The organism is Pseudomonas sp. DTU12.3, from assembly GCF_004124275.1.
In the GTDB taxonomy this organism is placed as follows: domain Bacteria; phylum Pseudomonadota; class Gammaproteobacteria; order Pseudomonadales; family Pseudomonadaceae; genus Aquipseudomonas; species Aquipseudomonas helmanticensis.
On sequence record NZ_CP027218.1, the window covers coordinates 1,451,864 to 1,467,571 of the forward strand.

11 protein-coding genes are annotated in these 15,708 nt (G+C 59.2%); 9 read left to right on the forward strand and 2 right to left on the reverse strand.

What is annotated here, in order from left to right; all coding sequences use genetic code 11:
- Positions 1 to 126: 126 nt before the first annotated feature.
- The 6 genes from lepA (at position 127) to pdxJ (ending at position 6,205) form a co-directional block, all read left to right on the forward strand.
- On the forward strand, positions 127 to 1,926 hold the full coding sequence (gene lepA / locus C2E19_RS06470) for a translation elongation factor 4 (RefSeq protein ID WP_129389540.1): 1,800 nt from the start codon (positions 127 to 129) through the stop codon (positions 1,924 to 1,926).
- Between the two features lie 5 nt (positions 1,927 to 1,931).
- A complete protein-coding gene (lepB, locus tag C2E19_RS06475) occupies positions 1,932 to 2,786 on the forward strand; it encodes a signal peptidase I (protein ID WP_129389542.1) in 855 nt (284 codons plus the stop codon).
- 182 nt (positions 2,787 to 2,968) lie between these two features.
- Positions 2,969 to 3,658: a ribonuclease III gene (gene rnc / locus C2E19_RS06480; RefSeq protein WP_129389545.1), complete on the forward strand. Its 690-nt coding sequence runs from the start codon at positions 2,969 to 2,971 to the stop codon at positions 3,656 to 3,658.
- Positions 3,651 to 4,553 (forward strand): GTPase Era, encoded by a 903-nt coding sequence (gene era / locus C2E19_RS06485; RefSeq protein WP_007909024.1) that lies wholly within the window; start codon positions 3,651 to 3,653, stop codon positions 4,551 to 4,553. Before rnc ends, era begins: the two co-directional genes overlap by 8 nt.
- Positions 4,554 to 4,724: 171 nt before the next feature.
- Entirely contained in the window at positions 4,725 to 5,414 is a 690-nt protein-coding gene (gene recO, locus C2E19_RS06490; protein ID WP_129389549.1) for a DNA repair protein RecO, read from the forward strand.
- A gap of 47 nt (positions 5,415 to 5,461) precedes the next feature.
- Positions 5,462 to 6,205 (forward strand): pyridoxine 5'-phosphate synthase, encoded by a 744-nt coding sequence (gene pdxJ, locus C2E19_RS06495; protein ID WP_129389552.1) that lies wholly within the window; start codon positions 5,462 to 5,464, stop codon positions 6,203 to 6,205.
- A 127-nt stretch (positions 6,206 to 6,332) separates the two neighbouring features.
- On the opposite strand, the gene mltF is transcribed toward pdxJ, so the two are convergent.
- The gene (mltF, locus tag C2E19_RS06505) at positions 6,333 to 7,793 is read right to left on the reverse strand and encodes a membrane-bound lytic murein transglycosylase MltF (RefSeq protein ID WP_129389554.1); all 1,461 of its coding nucleotides are present in this window, start codon (positions 7,791 to 7,793) and stop codon (positions 6,333 to 6,335) included.
- Between the two features lie 285 nt (positions 7,794 to 8,078).
- Between mltF and purL the strand changes: the two genes are divergently transcribed.
- The 3 genes from purL to C2E19_RS06520 all read left to right on the forward strand — a co-directional run bounded on the left by purL (position 8,079) and on the right by C2E19_RS06520 (position 13,739).
- Positions 8,079 to 11,975, forward strand: a complete 3,897-nt coding sequence (purL, locus tag C2E19_RS06510) for a phosphoribosylformylglycinamidine synthase (RefSeq protein ID WP_129389557.1) — start codon at positions 8,079 to 8,081, stop codon at positions 11,973 to 11,975.
- Positions 11,976 to 11,980: 5 nt separating this feature from the next.
- Positions 11,981 to 12,292, forward strand: coding sequence for a YqfO family protein (locus C2E19_RS06515; RefSeq protein ID WP_129389559.1), 312 nt, complete (start codon positions 11,981 to 11,983; stop codon positions 12,290 to 12,292).
- A gap of 1,084 nt (positions 12,293 to 13,376) precedes the next feature.
- Complete coding sequence (locus tag C2E19_RS06520; RefSeq protein ID WP_129389562.1) at positions 13,377 to 13,739, forward strand: DUF6124 family protein; 363 nt, start codon at positions 13,377 to 13,379, stop codon at positions 13,737 to 13,739.
- A 248-nt stretch (positions 13,740 to 13,987) separates the two neighbouring features.
- On the opposite strand, the gene nagE is transcribed toward C2E19_RS06520, so the two are convergent.
- Positions 13,988 to 15,703, reverse strand: coding sequence for an N-acetylglucosamine-specific PTS transporter subunit IIBC (gene nagE, locus C2E19_RS06525; RefSeq protein ID WP_129389565.1), 1,716 nt, complete (start codon positions 15,701 to 15,703; stop codon positions 13,988 to 13,990).
- Between the last annotated feature and the right edge of the window lie 5 nt (positions 15,704 to 15,708).

A 15,708-nucleotide genomic window follows, 5' to 3' on the forward strand; every position in this document is an offset into this window, starting at 1 on the left:
ACAGATCGGGGCGTTTTTGCATGCAATCCGGGTGACAGGTGAACGTGACGCTTGCGCCGTGTATCAGGTACAATTCCCGGCTATTTTTCGGCGGGCTATGCCTGCAGCCTTTTTGAGTGTTGATCCGTGAGTGATTTGAGTCATATCCGCAATTTCTCCATCATCGCCCACATTGACCATGGCAAGTCGACGCTGGCCGATCGCTTCATCCAGATGTGCGGCGGCCTGGCCGAACGTGAAATGGAAGCCCAGGTACTGGATTCCATGGATCTGGAGCGTGAACGCGGGATCACCATCAAGGCCCATAGCGTCACCCTTTATTACACGGCCAAAGATGGCATCAAGTACCAGCTGAACTTCATTGACACCCCGGGCCACGTCGACTTCACCTACGAAGTCAGCCGTTCCCTGGCAGCGTGTGAAGGTGCCTTGCTGGTGGTCGATGCCGGTCAGGGTGTTGAAGCCCAGTCCGTGGCCAACTGCTACACCGCCATCGAGCAGGGCCTCGAGGTCATGCCGGTGCTGAACAAGATCGACCTGCCGCAGGCCGATCCCGATCGCGTCAAGGACGAGATCGAGAAGATCATCGGCATCGACGCCACCGACGCCGTCACCTGCAGCGCCAAGACCGGCCTGGGTGTCGACGAAGTGCTCGAGCGTCTGGTGCAGACCATCCCCGCGCCGACCGGCAACATCGAAGATCCGCTGCAAGCGTTGATCATCGACTCCTGGTTCGACAACTACCTGGGCGTAGTCTCCCTGGTGCGCGTGCGTCATGGCCGCGTGAAGAAGGGCGACAAGATCCTCGTCAAGTCGACCGGCAAGATCCACCTGGTCGACAGCGTTGGCGTATTCAACCCGAAACACACCGCCACCGTTGACCTCAAGGCCGGCGAAGTGGGCTTCATCATCGCCAGCATCAAGGACATTCACGGTGCACCGGTCGGTGACACCCTGACCCTGAGCTCGACCCCGGACGTTGAAGTGCTGCCCGGCTTCAAACGCATCCAGCCACAGGTATACGCCGGTCTGTTCCCTGTCAGCTCCGACGACTTCGAGGATTTCCGCGAAGCGCTGCAGAAGCTGACCCTCAACGACTCGTCGCTGCAATACACCCCGGAGAGCTCCGACGCACTGGGCTTCGGCTTCCGTTGCGGGTTCCTCGGCATGTTGCACATGGAAATCATCCAGGAGCGCCTCGAGCGCGAGTACGACCTGGACCTGATCACCACGGCACCGACGGTAATCTTCGAGCTGGTGCTGAAAACCGGTGAAACGATTTACGTCGACAACCCGTCGAAGCTTCCGGATATCTCGTCTGTCGAAGACATGCGCGAGCCGATCGTGCGGGCCAACATCCTCGTGCCGCAAGAGCACCTGGGCAACGTCATCACCCTGTGCATCGAGAAGCGTGGCGTCCAGGTCGACATGCTGTTCCTCGGCAATCAGGTGCAGGTCACTTACGACTTGCCGATGAACGAAGTGGTCCTCGACTTCTTCGACCGTCTCAAATCCACCAGCCGTGGCTATGCTTCGCTGGACTACCACTTCGATCGCTACCAATCGGCTAATCTGGTGAAACTGGACGTGCTGATCAACGGCGACAAGGTCGATGCGCTCGCATTGATCGTGCACCGTGACAACTCGCACTACAAAGGTCGCCAGTTGACCGAGAAGATGAAAGAACTGATTCCTCGTCAGATGTTCGACGTGGCTATCCAGGCTGCCATTGGTGGTCAGATCGTTGCACGGACAACCGTCAAGGCACTCAGAAAGAACGTATTGGCCAAATGCTACGGTGGTGACGTCAGCCGTAAGAAGAAACTGCTCGAGAAGCAAAAGGCCGGTAAAAAACGCATGAAGCAAGTCGGTAACGTGGAAATTCCACAAGAAGCCTTCCTTGCAGTGCTCAGGTTGGATAGTTAGGTCCTATGTCACTAAATTTCCCGCTGTTGCTGGTCATCGCCGTGTTCGTCTGCGGCCTGTTGGCGTTGCTTGATCTGTTGATCCTGGCACCGCGTCGGCGTGCCGCCATTGCCTCTTATCAGGGCAGTGTCGGTCAGCCTGATGTCGTGGTTGTCGAGAAACTCAACAAAGAGCCGCTGCTGGTTGAGTACGGCAAGTCGTTTTTTCCGGTGTTGTTCATCGTGCTGGTGCTGCGTTCGTTTCTGGTGGAGCCGTTCCAGATCCCGTCCGGCTCGATGAAGCCTACGCTGGATGTTGGCGACTTCATTCTGGTGAACAAGTTTTCCTACGGTATCCGCTTGCCGGTTATCGACAAGAAAATCATCGAAGTCGGTGATCCGCAGCGCGGCGATGTCATGGTGTTCCGCTACCCGAGCGACCCGAACGTCAACTACATCAAGCGTGTAGTCGGCCTGCCGGGCGACACGATTCGCTACACCGCCGACAAGCACCTGTTTGTGAATGGCGAGTCGATCGCCGAGCAGCTGGTCGGCTCCGAGCCGGGCACGCTGGGCAGCGCTGAACTGTACAAAGAAAAACTCGGCGCCGCAGAGCACCTGATCCGCAAGGAAATGAGCCGCTACCGCGCCACCCCGGATCGTTCGTGGACAGTGCCTGCCGGGCACTACTTCATGATGGGCGACAACCGCGACAATTCGAACGACAGTCGCTACTGGGATGATCCGAACATTCCCAAGGATCTGCTGGGCATGGTTCCCGACCAGAATATCGTCGGCAAGGCCTTCGCGGTCTGGATGAGCTGGCCGGAACCGAAACTCAGTCACCTGCCGAATTTCTCGCGGGTTGGCCTGATCAAGTAATCACACACGGCGCTGTTGACCACAGCGCCGAATGCATTTCTGGAGCCACCACAATCGGCTCCGGGGCATGAAGCCACGATATTCAGGATGTAATTTTTGAACACAGCGTTAATTGTCCCAGGCCTGCGCCGTATCCCGGCGATGGCGGTGGAATCCAGCCACGAACTCAGCGTGGGTAAACCGTGAGCGTTTCTCTAAGCCGTCTCGAGCGTCAGCTCGGATACACCTTCAAGGATCAGGAGCTGATGCTGCTGGCCCTGACGCACCGCAGTTTTGCCGGGCGCAACAACGAACGCCTGGAATTCCTCGGTGATGCCATCCTCAACTTCGTCGCTGGCGAGGCGCTCTTCGATCGCTTCCCGCTGGCCCGCGAAGGCCAGTTGTCGCGTTTGCGCGCACGCCTGGTGAAAGGTGAGACGCTGGCCGTCCTGGCACGCGGTTTCGACCTGGGCGATTACCTGCGATTGGGCTCCGGTGAACTGAAGAGCGGCGGTTTCCGTCGCGAATCGATTCTGGCCGATGCCCTCGAAGCGTTGATCGGCGCCATCTATCTCGATGCTGGCATGGACATGGCACGCGAACGCGTCCTGGCCTGGCTGGCTGGCGAGTTCGAAGGCCTGACGCTGGTCGATACCAACAAGGATCCGAAAACCCGTCTGCAGGAACACCTGCAATCGCGCGGTTGCGATCTGCCACGCTACGAAGTGGTGGATATCCAGGGCGAGCCGCACTGCCGAATTTTCTTCGTCGAGTGCGAAGTTGTCTTACTGAATGAAAAAAGCCGAGGTCAGGGTGTGAGCCGTCGTATTGCCGAACAGGTAGCGGCCGCCGCAGCACTGATTGCCCTGGGCGTGGAGAATGGCAATGACTGATACAAACGCAACTCGCTGTGGCTATGTTGCCATCGTCGGCCGTCCCAACGTCGGCAAGTCGACGTTGTTGAACCACATCCTCGGCCAGAAACTCGCGATCACTTCGCGCAAGCCGCAGACCACTCGCCATAACATGCTCGGGATCAAGACCGAGGGTGACGTGCAAGCGATCTACGTCGACACCCCCGGCATGCACAAGGGTGGCGAAAAGGCCCTGAACCGTTACATGAACAAGACCGCTTCGGCGGCGTTGAAAGACGTCGACGTGGTGATCTTCGTGGTCGACCGCACCAAGTGGACCGACGAAGACCAGATGGTGCTGGAGCGCGTGCAGTACGTGACCGGCCCGCTGATCGTCGCGCTGAACAAGACCGATCGCATCGAAGACAAAGCCGAGCTGATGCCGCACCTGAGCTGGCTGCAGGAACAACTGCCGAACGCGCAGATCATTCCTATTTCCGCACAGCATGGGCACAACCTCGACGCGCTGGAAAAAGTCATCGCCGATCACCTGCCGGAGAACGATCACTTCTTCCCGGAAGACCAGATCACCGACCGCAGCAGCCGTTTCCTCGCCGCCGAACTGGTACGCGAGAAGATCATGCGCCAGATGGGCGCCGAGCTGCCGTACCAGATCACCGTCGAAATCGAAGAGTTCAAGCAGCAGGGCAAGACCCTGCATATCCACGCTTTGATCCTCGTTGAACGTGACGGCCAGAAGAAGATCATCATTGGCGACAAGGGCGAGCGTATCAAGCGCATCGGCACCGAAGCGCGCAAGGACATGGAGCTGCTGTTCGACTCCAAGATCATGCTCAACCTGTGGGTGAAGGTGAAGGGCGGCTGGTCCGACGACGAGCGCGCACTGCGATCGCTGGGTTACGGCGACCTGTAACAGTCCCGGTTTTCTGATACACCAGCGAACCCCTGTGGGAGCGGGCTTGCTCGCGAATGCGGTGTAACATTCAGCATTGATGTTGACTGTTACACCGCATTCGCGAGCAAGCCCGCTCCCACATTTGGTTTTGGGTTGTTTACAAAACTGCGTTTCTTCATCGAGAACTCAATGTCGCAAAACCCGCCTCCCGCCCAACCCGCCTATGTCCTGCACAGTCGCGCCTACCGTGAAACCAGCGCGCTGGTCGATTTCCTCACGCCGCAAGGTCGGCTGCGGGCGGTGTTGCGCAGTGCACGGGGCAAGGCCGGGACGTTGGCGCGGCCATTCGTGTCGCTGGAAGTCGAGTTTCGCGGCAAGGGCGAATTGAAGAATGTCGGGCGCATGGAAAGTGCCGGCACTTCGGCGTGGCTCAACGGTGAGGCGCTGTTCAGCGGACTCTATCTCAATGAGCTGCTGATCCGCTTGCTGCCTGCCGAGGATCCGCACCCGGGCGTATTCGATCACTACGCCGCGACCTTGCTGGCATTGGCTGAAGGTCGGCCGCTGGAGCCATTGCTGCGCTCTTTCGAATGGCGACTATTGGACGATCTCGGTTACGGCTTTTCACTGAATACCGATGTTCACGGCGAGCCCATCGCTCCGGATGGGCTCTACCGTTTGCAAGTGGATGCGGGCCTGGAACGGGTTTTCCTGCTGCAGCCCGGCCTGTTCAACGGTGTTGAGTTGCTGGCCATGGCCGAAGCCGACTGGACCGCCCCCGGCGCGCTGTCCGCCGCCAAGCGCTTGATGCGTCAGGCATTGGCCGTTCATCTGGGCGGTCGTCCTCTCGTCAGTCGCGAACTGTTTCGCAAGCCCTGATCACCCCGTATGCTGTGCGCCGAATCTCTCAATTCAGGAGCGCATCCGTGACCACCAGCAATCGCATTCTTCTTGGCGTGAACATCGACCACGTCGCCACCCTGCGTCAGGCCCGTGGCACGCGCTACCCGGATCCGGTCAAGGCTGCACTGGACGCGGAAGAGGCGGGCGCCGATGGCATCACCGTGCACCTGCGCGAAGACCGCCGACACATTCAGGAGCGCGATGTACTGCTGCTCAAGGATGTGCTGCAAACCCGCATGAATTTCGAAATGGGCGTCACCGAAGAAATGATGGCGTTCGCCGAGCGGATTCGCCCGGCGCATATCTGTCTGGTACCGGAAACCCGTCAGGAGCTGACCACTGAAGGCGGCCTTGATGTAGCGGGGCAGGAAGAACGGATCAAGGCTGCGGTTGAGCGTCTGTCGAAGATCGGCAGCGAAGTGTCGCTGTTCATCGATGCCGACGAGCGCCAGATCGCCGCGTCGAAGCGCGTCGGTGCGCCGGCCATCGAGTTGCACACCGGGCGTTACGCCGATGCCGAAACCCCGACTGAAGTGGCTGAAGAATTGAAGCGTGTGGCGGATGGCGTGGCGTTTGGTCTGGCCCAAGGCTTGATCGTTAACGCGGGTCACGGTTTGCATTACCACAACGTTGAAGCGGTGGCGGCGATCAAAGGCATCAATGAACTGAACATCGGCCATGCGCTGGTGGCGCATGCGTTGTTCGTCGGCTTCAAGTCTGCCGTGTCCGAGATGAAAGCGCTGATTCTGGCTGCTGCCAAAGCTTAAGCATCAACCCAACACCAAAAGTGGGAGCGGGCTTGCTCGCGAACGCGGTGTATCAGTCAAAAATAATGTCGACTGACACGACGCATTCGCGAGCAAGCCCGCTCCCACATGGGTTCTACGGTGTTGGTTAGAGGGGGGCAGGTTCTTGCGCCGGTTTTGACTTGTCGATGCCCGGCACATGCAGATTGCCCTCGGCCACTTGATCGCCCTCAAGCTGCGGCTGAGTCACCCAAGTCAAGATGTCGTAATAACGCCGAATGTTCGCCACAAAATGCACCGGCTCACCACCGCGGGCGTAGCCGTAACGCGTTTTGCTGTACCACTGCTTCTGCGACAGACGCGGCAGGATCTTCTTTACATCCAGCCACTTGTCCGGGTTCAAGCCTTCCTTGGCCGTCAGCTTGCGCGCGTCATCCAGATGACCGCTGCCAACGTTGTAGGCCGCCAGGGCAAACCATGTACGGTCTGGTTCCTTGATTGAATCGTCGAGCTGATCCTTCATATACGCCAGGTACTTGGCGCCGCCCATGATGCTCTGCTTCGGGTCGAGGCGGTTGGACACGCCCATGGCCTGTGCGGTGTTCTGCGTGAGCATCATCAGCCCGCGCACGCCGGTCTTCGAGGTGACCGTGGGTTGCCACAGCGATTCCTGATAACCAATGGCCGCGAGCAGGCGCCAGTCGACTTTCTCTTTCTTCGCGTAATTCTTGAAGTGCTGTTCGTATTTCGGCAGGCGCTGCTGCAAGTGCTGGGCGAAGGTGGTGGCGCCCATGTAGCCGAGGACATCGACGTGGCCGTAGTAACGGTCTTTCAGGCGTTGCAGGGTGCCGTTCTTCTGCACTTTGTCCAGATACGCGTTGATCTCGTTGAGCAGGCTGTTGTCTTCGCCCGGGCCAACGGCCCAGCTCTGGCTGCGCGCATCGCCGAGGTCGAAGGCCACGCGGATGTTGGTGAAGTACACCTGGTTCATCGCCACTTCGTTGGAATCGACCAGGGTCAGGTCGATCTGACCTTCATCGACCATGCGCAACAGGTCGACCACTTCAACCGCATCGGACTCTTCGTATTCGATGCCGGGGTATTTCTTTTTCAGCTCGGCCAGTTGCTCGGCGTGGGTGCTGCCCTTGAGCACCATGATCTTCTTGCCGACCAGATCACCGGGATCGGTCGGCCGCGACTGGCCATTGCGGTAAATGATCTGCGGGGTGACTTCGAGGTAGGAGTGCGAGAAGCGCACCTGCTTCTTGCGTTGTTCGCTGCTGACCAGACCGGCGGCGGCCAGCACCGGGCCGTTCGGTTTGCCGATCTGGTCGAAAAGGTCATCGAGGTTGTCGGCAGTCTCGATCTTCAGTTCAACACCCAAATCGTCGGCGAAGCGCTTCACCAGCTCGTATTCGAAGCCGGTTTCACCGCTGCGATCCTGAAAGTAGGTGGCGGGGCTGTTACGGGTAATCACCCGCAGCACACCATCCTCCTTTACGCGCTCGAGTGTGTTGGGTTTATCAACACAGCCACCGAGCATCAGGAAGAGTCCGGTTGCGATCAGCCATTTGGCGTACCGCGGACGCAAAGCCGTTGGGAAAAACATCTGCGCAGTATACGCAAACGGCTGCGAGCGCCATATCTCGACAGCGCAGGGCCAGTCTGCTAGCGATCACAAAACTGCACGAAACCCCGCAGGAGCGGGCCTTTACGGCTTTTTGTTACAGTAAAAATAAGCAGCCTGTAAATAGCCGATTTACCTGACTCTGGAGTCGGAAACACAGATTGATACCCGAGTGCAACCGTGCGTAGCGTTTCGGGTGATGTTGGGGGCGGTTTAGGCTAGAATGCACGGCCTCAAAGCACACCCCTTCCCGAGGCTGTCCCGAAGATGTTGATCCTGCGCGGCGCTCCTGCCCTTTCTGCCTTTCGCCACAGCAAACTCCTTGAGCAACTGAGCCAGAAGGTTCCAGCTGTCAGTGGCCTGTATGCTGAATTCGCTCACTTCGCCGAAGTCACCGGCGTCCTGACCGGCGACGAACAGCAGGTGCTAGCGCGCCTTCTGAAGTACGGCCCAAGCGTTCCGGTACAAGAGCCGACCGGTCGTCTGTTTCTGGTGTTGCCGCGTTTCGGCACCATCTCGCCATGGTCGAGCAAGGCCAGCGACATTGCCCGCAACTGCGGCCTGAGCAAGATCCAGCGTCTGGAGCGCGGTATCGCCTTCTACGTGGCCGGTCAGTTCAGTGAAGCCGAAGCCCAGCAGATCGCCGACGTGCTGCATGACCGCATGACGCAGATCGTGCTGGCCAACCTCGAACAGGCCGCCGGTCTGTTCAGCCACGCCGAGCCGAAGCCGCTGACTGCAATCGACATCCTCGGTGGTGGTCGCGCCGCGCTGGAAAAAGCCAACACCGAGCTGGGCCTGGCTCTGGCCGAAGACGAGATCGACTATCTGGTCGACGCCTTCAACGGTTTGAAGCGCAACCCGCACGACATCGAACTGATGATGTTTGCCCAGGCCAACTCCGAACACTGCCGCCACAAGATCTTCAACGCCAGTTGGGATATTGATGGTGAGAACCAGGAAAAAAGCCTGTTCGGCATGATCAAGAACACTTACGTGATGCACAGCGAAGGCGTTCTGTCGGCTTATAAGGACAACGCCTCGGTGATCGTCGGCAACGTTGCCGGCCGTTTCTTCCCGAACCCTGAGACCCGCCAGTACGGTGCGGTGCAGGAGCCGGTGCACATCCTGATGAAGGTTGAAACCCACAACCACCCGACCGCGATCGCTCCGTTCCCGGGCGCATCGACCGGTTCCGGCGGCGAGATCCGTGACGAAGGTGCAACCGGCCGTGGCGCCAAGCCAAAGGCTGGCCTCACCGGTTTCACCGTGTCGAACCTGCAGATCCCCGGCTTCGAACAGCCGTGGGAAGTGCCGTACGGCAAGCCTGAGCGCATCGTCACCGCGCTGGACATCATGATCGAAGGTCCGCTCGGCGGCGCCGCATTCAACAACGAATTCGGCCGTCCGGCCCTGACTGGCTACTTCCGTACCTTCGAACAGTCGATCACCACCCCGCACGGTGACGAAGTTCGTGGTTACCACAAGCCGATCATGCTCGCTGGCGGCATGGGCAACATCCGCGAAGAACACGTCAAGAAAGGCGAGATCCTGGTTGGCTCCAAGCTGATCGTGCTCGGCGGCCCGGCGATGTTGATCGGTCTGGGTGGCGGTGCCGCTTCCTCGATGGCCACCGGCACCAGCTCGGCGGATCTCGACTTCGCTTCCGTGCAGCGTGAAAACCCTGAAATGGAGCGTCGTTGCCAGGAAGTCATCGATCGTTGCTGGCAACTGGGTGACAAGAACCCGATCAGCTTCATCCACGACGTTGGCGCGGGCGGTCTGTCCAACGCCTTCCCGGAACTGGTCAACGACGGCGACCGCGGTGGCCGTTTCGAACTGCGCAACATTCCAAACGACGAGCCGGGCATGGCCCCGCACGAAATCTGGTCCAACGAATCCCAGGAACGTTACGTTCTGGCCGTCGGCCCTGAAGACTTCGCGCGCTTCCAGGCGATCTGCGAACGTGAGCGCTGCCCGTTTGCCGTTGTCGGTGAAGCCACCGCTGAACCGCAACTGACCGTGACCGACAGCCACTTTGGCAACAACCCGGTGGACATGCCACTGGAAGTGTTGCTGGGCAAAGCCCCGCGCATGCACCGCTCGGTGGTTCGCGAAGCGGAAATGGGCGATGACTTCGATCCGTCGAACCTCGACATCAGCGAGTCCATCGAACGCGTTCTGCATCACCCGGCCGTGGCGAGCAAAAGCTTCCTGATCACCATCGGCGACCGCACCATCACCGGCCTCGTGGCCCGTGACCAAATGGTCGGCCCGTGGCAGGTTCCGGTGGCCGACGTTGCCGTCACCGCGACCAGCTTCGACGTTTACACCGGTGAAGCGATGGCGATGGGCGAGCGTACTCCGCTGGCTCTGCTGGACGCCCCGGCGTCGGGCCGCATGGCCATCGGCGAAACCCTGACCAACATCGCCGCGTCGCGCATCAACAAGATCTCCGACATCAAACTGTCGGCGAACTGGATGTCCGCTGCCGGTCACCCGGGCGAAGACGCGCGTCTGTACGACACCGTGAAAGCGGTCGGTATGGAATTGTGCCCTGAGCTGGGCATCACCATTCCGGTGGGCAAGGACTCGATGTCCATGGCCACTCGCTGGAACGATAACGGCGAAGAAAAAACCGTGACCTCGCCGATGTCGCTGATCGTGACCGGTTTCGCGCCAGTGGCTGACATCCGTCAGACCCTGACCCCGGAACTGCGCATGGACAAGGGCACCACCGACCTGATCCTGATCGACCTCGGTCGCGGGCAGAACCGTATGGGTGCTTCGATCCTTGCTCAGACACACGGCAAGCTCGGCAAACACGCTCCGGACGTCGATGACGCCGAAGACCTGAAAGCCTTCTTCGCGGTGATCCAGGGCTTGAACGCCGACGGTCACCTGCTGGCGTACCACGACCGTTCCGACGGTGGTCTGCTGACCTCCGTGGTGGAAATGGCCTTCGCCGGTCATTGCGGTCTGAGCCTGAACCTTGATGGTCTGGCTGAAACCACCGCCGACATCGCCGCCATCCTGTTCAACGAAGAACTGGGTGCAGTGATCCAGGTTCGCCAGGACGCCACACCAGACATCCTCGCGCAATTCAGCGCGGCCGGTCTGGGCGACTGTGTTTCTGTGATCGGTCAGCCGATCAACAATGGCCAGATCAACATCACCTTCAACGGTGACACCGTGTTCGAAGGCCAGCGTCGTCTGCTGCAACGTACCTGGGCTGAAACCAGCTACCAGATCCAGCGTCTGCGCGACAACGCCGACTGCGCCGAGCAAGAGTTCGACGTGCTGCTGGAAGAAGACAACCCGGGCCTGAGCGTCAAGCTCAGCTACGACGTCAACCAGGACATCGCCGCGCCTTACATCAAGAAGGGCATCCGTCCACAGGTTGCCGTGCTGCGTGAGCAGGGCGTCAACGGTCAGGTGGAAATGGCGGCTGCGTTCGACCGTGCCGGTTTCAACGCAATCGACGTGCACATGAGCGACATTCTCGCTGGCCGCGTCGACCTGAACGAGTTCAAAGGTCTGGTGGCGTGCGGTGGTTTCTCCTACGGCGACGTTCTCGGCGCCGGTGAAGGCTGGGCCAAGTCGGCACTGTTCAACAGCCGTGCCCGCGATGCGTTCCAGGGTTTCTTCGAGCGTAACGACAGCTTTACCCTCGGCGTGTGCAACGGTTGCCAGATGATGTCCAACCTGCACGAGCTGATCCCGGGCAGCGAGTTCTGGCCGCACTTCGTGCGTAACCGCTCCGAGCAGTTCGAAGCGCGCGTGGCGATGGTGCAGATTCAGGAGTCGAACTCGATCTTCCTGCAGGGCATGGCCGGTTCGCGTATGCCGATCGCCATTGCTCACGGTGAAGGTCACGCCGAGTTCTCCAGCGAAGAGGCACTGCTGGAAGCCGATCTGTCCGGTTGCGTGGCGATGCGTTTCGTCGACAACAGCGGCAAGGTCACCGAGCGTTATCCGGCCAACCCGAACGGTTCGCCGCGCGGGATTACCGGTCTCACCAGCCGTGACGGCCGCGTGACGATCATGATGCCGCACCCGGAGCGTGTGTTCCGTGCCGTGCAGAACTCGTGGCGTTCGGAAGACTGGAACGAGGACGCACCTTGGATGCGTATGTTCCGTAACGCGCGCGTTTGGGTGAACTAAGGCCTGTGTACAAGCTCGCCTTTTTTGTTCCTGACAGTCATGTCGAAGTGGTCAAAGGGGCCGTGTTCGCTGCCGGTGGTGGGCGGATCGGTGACTATGACCACTGTGCGTGGCAGGTGCTTGGGTCTGGTCAATTTCGGCCTTTGCACGGCAGTCAGCCGTTTATGGGTGAAGCGGGGCAGGTTGAGCGGGTCGAGGAATGGAAGGTTGAGCTGGTGGTGGCGGATGAGTTGATCGTTGCTGTAGTGGCGGCGCTCAAGTTGAGCCATCCCTATGAGACGCCGGCTTATGAAGTGTGGCGGCTGGAAGATTTCTGATCTTTTTGCTGCTGAAACAGGAAACCCGCAGATGAGTGACTGTCTGCGGGTTTTTTGTTGCCCCCGATTTTGTAGACGATGGGGTTCGCAGGCGAGCTGACACTCGGCCTATTGAGTGGTGAGGAGCGCGGAGCGTTCGGCTTTGGTTTTGAAGTGGATTCGCCCCTCACCCCAGCCCTCTCCCGGGGGAGAGGGAGCCGATTTGTGGGCTTTTCAGGATCTGAGTTCGACTTGGTATTTCACGTCGGCGTAGATCCACCAAACACCTCGGTCAGTCCCCTCTCCCTCTGGGGGAGGGGAGAGTGAGGGGCTTTTGATCTGTTTCAGGATCTGAGTTCGACTTGGTATTTCACGTCGGCGTAGATCCACCAAACACCTCGGTCAGTCCCCTCTCCCTCTGGGGGAGGGGAGAGTGAGGGGCTTTTGATCTGTTTCAGGATCTGAATTCGACTCGGTATTTCACGTCGGCGTAGATCCACCAAACACCTCGGTCAGTCCCCTCTCCCTCTGGGGGAGGGGAGAGTGAGGGGCTTTTGATCTGTTTCAAGATCTGAATTCGACTCGGTATTTCACGTCGGCGTACACCCACCAAACACCTCGGTCAGTCCCCTCTCCCTCTGGGGGAGGGGAGAGTGAGGGGCTTTTGATCTGTTTCAGGATCTGAATTCGACTCGGTATTTCACGTCGGCGTACATCCACCAAACACCTCGGTCAGTCCCCTCTCCCTCTGGGAGAGGGCTAGGGTGAGGGTTTGCTTTGGTCTGTTTAGATATGTGTATAAATAGCAGAACCTTCCCACAAAGTTTTCAGGTTGTCCGTCGGACGTGCGCTCTCTAGTCTTTGCCTGTCGCTGCCAATTCAGCGACCGGGAGGTGAGATACCCGATTTGGATCCCCAGACAAGTGCCCCCATAATTGCGGCCAGCTCACGCTGTCAGCAGTTCCTTATGGCGGCTATGTGCGGGCGGACTTCGGTCCGGCCGGATTTGGGGTCCTTACCGGTAATCTCACTCCGTACATGGCTGCCACCCTTCTTCGAGTGAGATCGAGAGCAAGTGGCTGCAATACTTAAAAGGACTTGTTCGATGGACAAACTAATCCCCGATCCACCCCCCGAAACCATTACCCCACTCGAAGCCGCCATCCACGCCGAAGACCTCGCCAAAAACCGCGAAGCCATCAAGCGCGCCCTCGATTTCTACCTCAGCCCCGAACCCGCCAAACCCCGACAACCGAGCACGATGTTCCTCGTCCACCCCAGCGTCGACACCGAAAGCCTGCTCGCCCACGCCTGTGAATCGTTGGCATCAGCAAACGCCATGGCCAGCAACTTCGCAACCGAACTCGGCGGCTTGCAACGCAGCACGGCACTGGCCATCCAGCAAATCATCATGCTCGCCGAACTCGCAGTAAACCGCGCACTGGATCGAGTCGATCCACAAACCTGACGACCGCGTCATCGTTCATCGCCAGCAGGCCGGCTCCCACAAGGTCGTGCACAATTTTGAGAACAGTGAAGAACCTGTGGGAGCCTGGCTTGCCAGCGATGACGGCCTGATTCTTCGTATAGATAGCTTCCCTGTAGGAGCTGTCGAGTGAAACGAGGCTGCGATCTTTTGCTCTTGCTTATGATTGTAAAAAAGCAAAATCAAAAGATCGCAGCCTGCGGCAGCTCCTACATGGGTGATGTGTGGGGTCAGACTTTGGCGCTGACTTCGCTACGATTCACCAGGCTTTCCAGTGCCACGCTCAAGCTCGCGGCCTTATCCCCCACCAGCAAATGCCAGACCCCGCCATCCAACTGGCTGACACCGTGACACCCCAGATCCTTCAACTGCGCCTCGGACAACGCCTTGCCATCCGCCAATTGCAGGCGGATTCGTGTCATCGCAATGCAATCCAGTTGCAGCACATTGTCGCCACCGCCCAGCGCATTCAGCCATTGCTGCGCCTCGGAACCGGCAACGGCCACAACTTTCGGCTTATCAGCGACAGCAGCGGTTTCAATCAAAACCGCGCGCCCCAACGCCGGCATCGCCAAGCGAATCTCGTCCGCAATGCTGTCCGCCATCGGCCCGACAACCACCTGCAAACTGCCACCTTTACCCGGACGCACCACCGCCATCGCACCCAGCGCTTTCAAATCAGCATCCGAAGCTTTGTTGCGATCAACCATCTCCAGTCGCAACCGCGTAGTGCAGGCGCCAACGGTGACCAAATTATCCGCACCGCCCAATGCCTTGATGTAAGCACTGGCCCGTTCGTTGTCAGTCAGTACGGCTTTTTCACAAACAGCCACATCCTCACGCCCCGGCGTCTTCAGATTGAAGCGACGAATGCAGAAATCAAAAATGAAGTAGTAGAGGACCGCGTAGGCCAGACCGACCGGGACCACCAGCCAGCCATTGGTGGACTTGCCCCAGCCGAGAATCATGTCGATAAAACCGCCCGAGAAGGTGAAGCCCAAATGGATGTTCATCGCATTGGTAATCGCCATCGACAACCCGGTCAGCAGCGCATGCAGCAGAAACAACAACGGCGCCAAAAACATGAAAGCGAATTCGATCGGCTCAGTCACGCCGGTCAAAAACGATGTCAGTGCCATCGACAGGAAAATCCCGCCCATGACTTTGCGGCGTTCCGGCAGTGCATTGCGATACATCGCCAGACACGCCGCCGGCATGCCGAAGATCATCACCGGGAACATGCCGGTCATGAACTGGCCGCCCTTCGGATCGCCGGCGAAGTAGCGCGACAAGTCGCCAGTCACAAGTGCACCAGTGGTTGGATCGGTGAAGTTGCCGAACACGAACCACGCCATGTTGTTGAGGATGTGGTGCAGGCCGGTGACGATCAGCAGGCGGTTGAACACGCCAAACACGAACGCGCCGATGCTGCCGCTTTCCATCATCAAGGCACCGAAGCTGTTGATCCCGTGCTGGATTGGCGGCCAGATGTAGCCGAACACCACGCCCAGACCGACCGCTGCAAACCCGGTAACAATAGGCACAAACCGCCGGCCACCGAAGAACGCCAGATACTCCGGCAGCTTGATGTCCTTGAAGCGGTTGTACAGCGCGCCGGCCATCAGGCCGCTGACGATGCCGGCGAGCATGCCCATGTTGATGCTCGCATCGAGCACCTTCAGTGTGGAGATCATCACCAGATAACCGATCACCCCGGCGAGGCCAGCGGTGCCGTTGTTGTCCTTGGCGAAACCGACGGCGATGCCGATGGCGAAGATCATTGCCAGGTTGGCGAAGATCACCTGGCCGGCATCGTGGATGATCGCGATGTTCAGCAGGTCGGTGTCACCCAGCCGCAGCAGCAGGCCGGCAATCGGCAGGATCGCGATCGGCAGCATCAGCGCGCGGCCGAGGCGTTGCAGACCTTCGATAAAGAGTTGGTACATGGCGT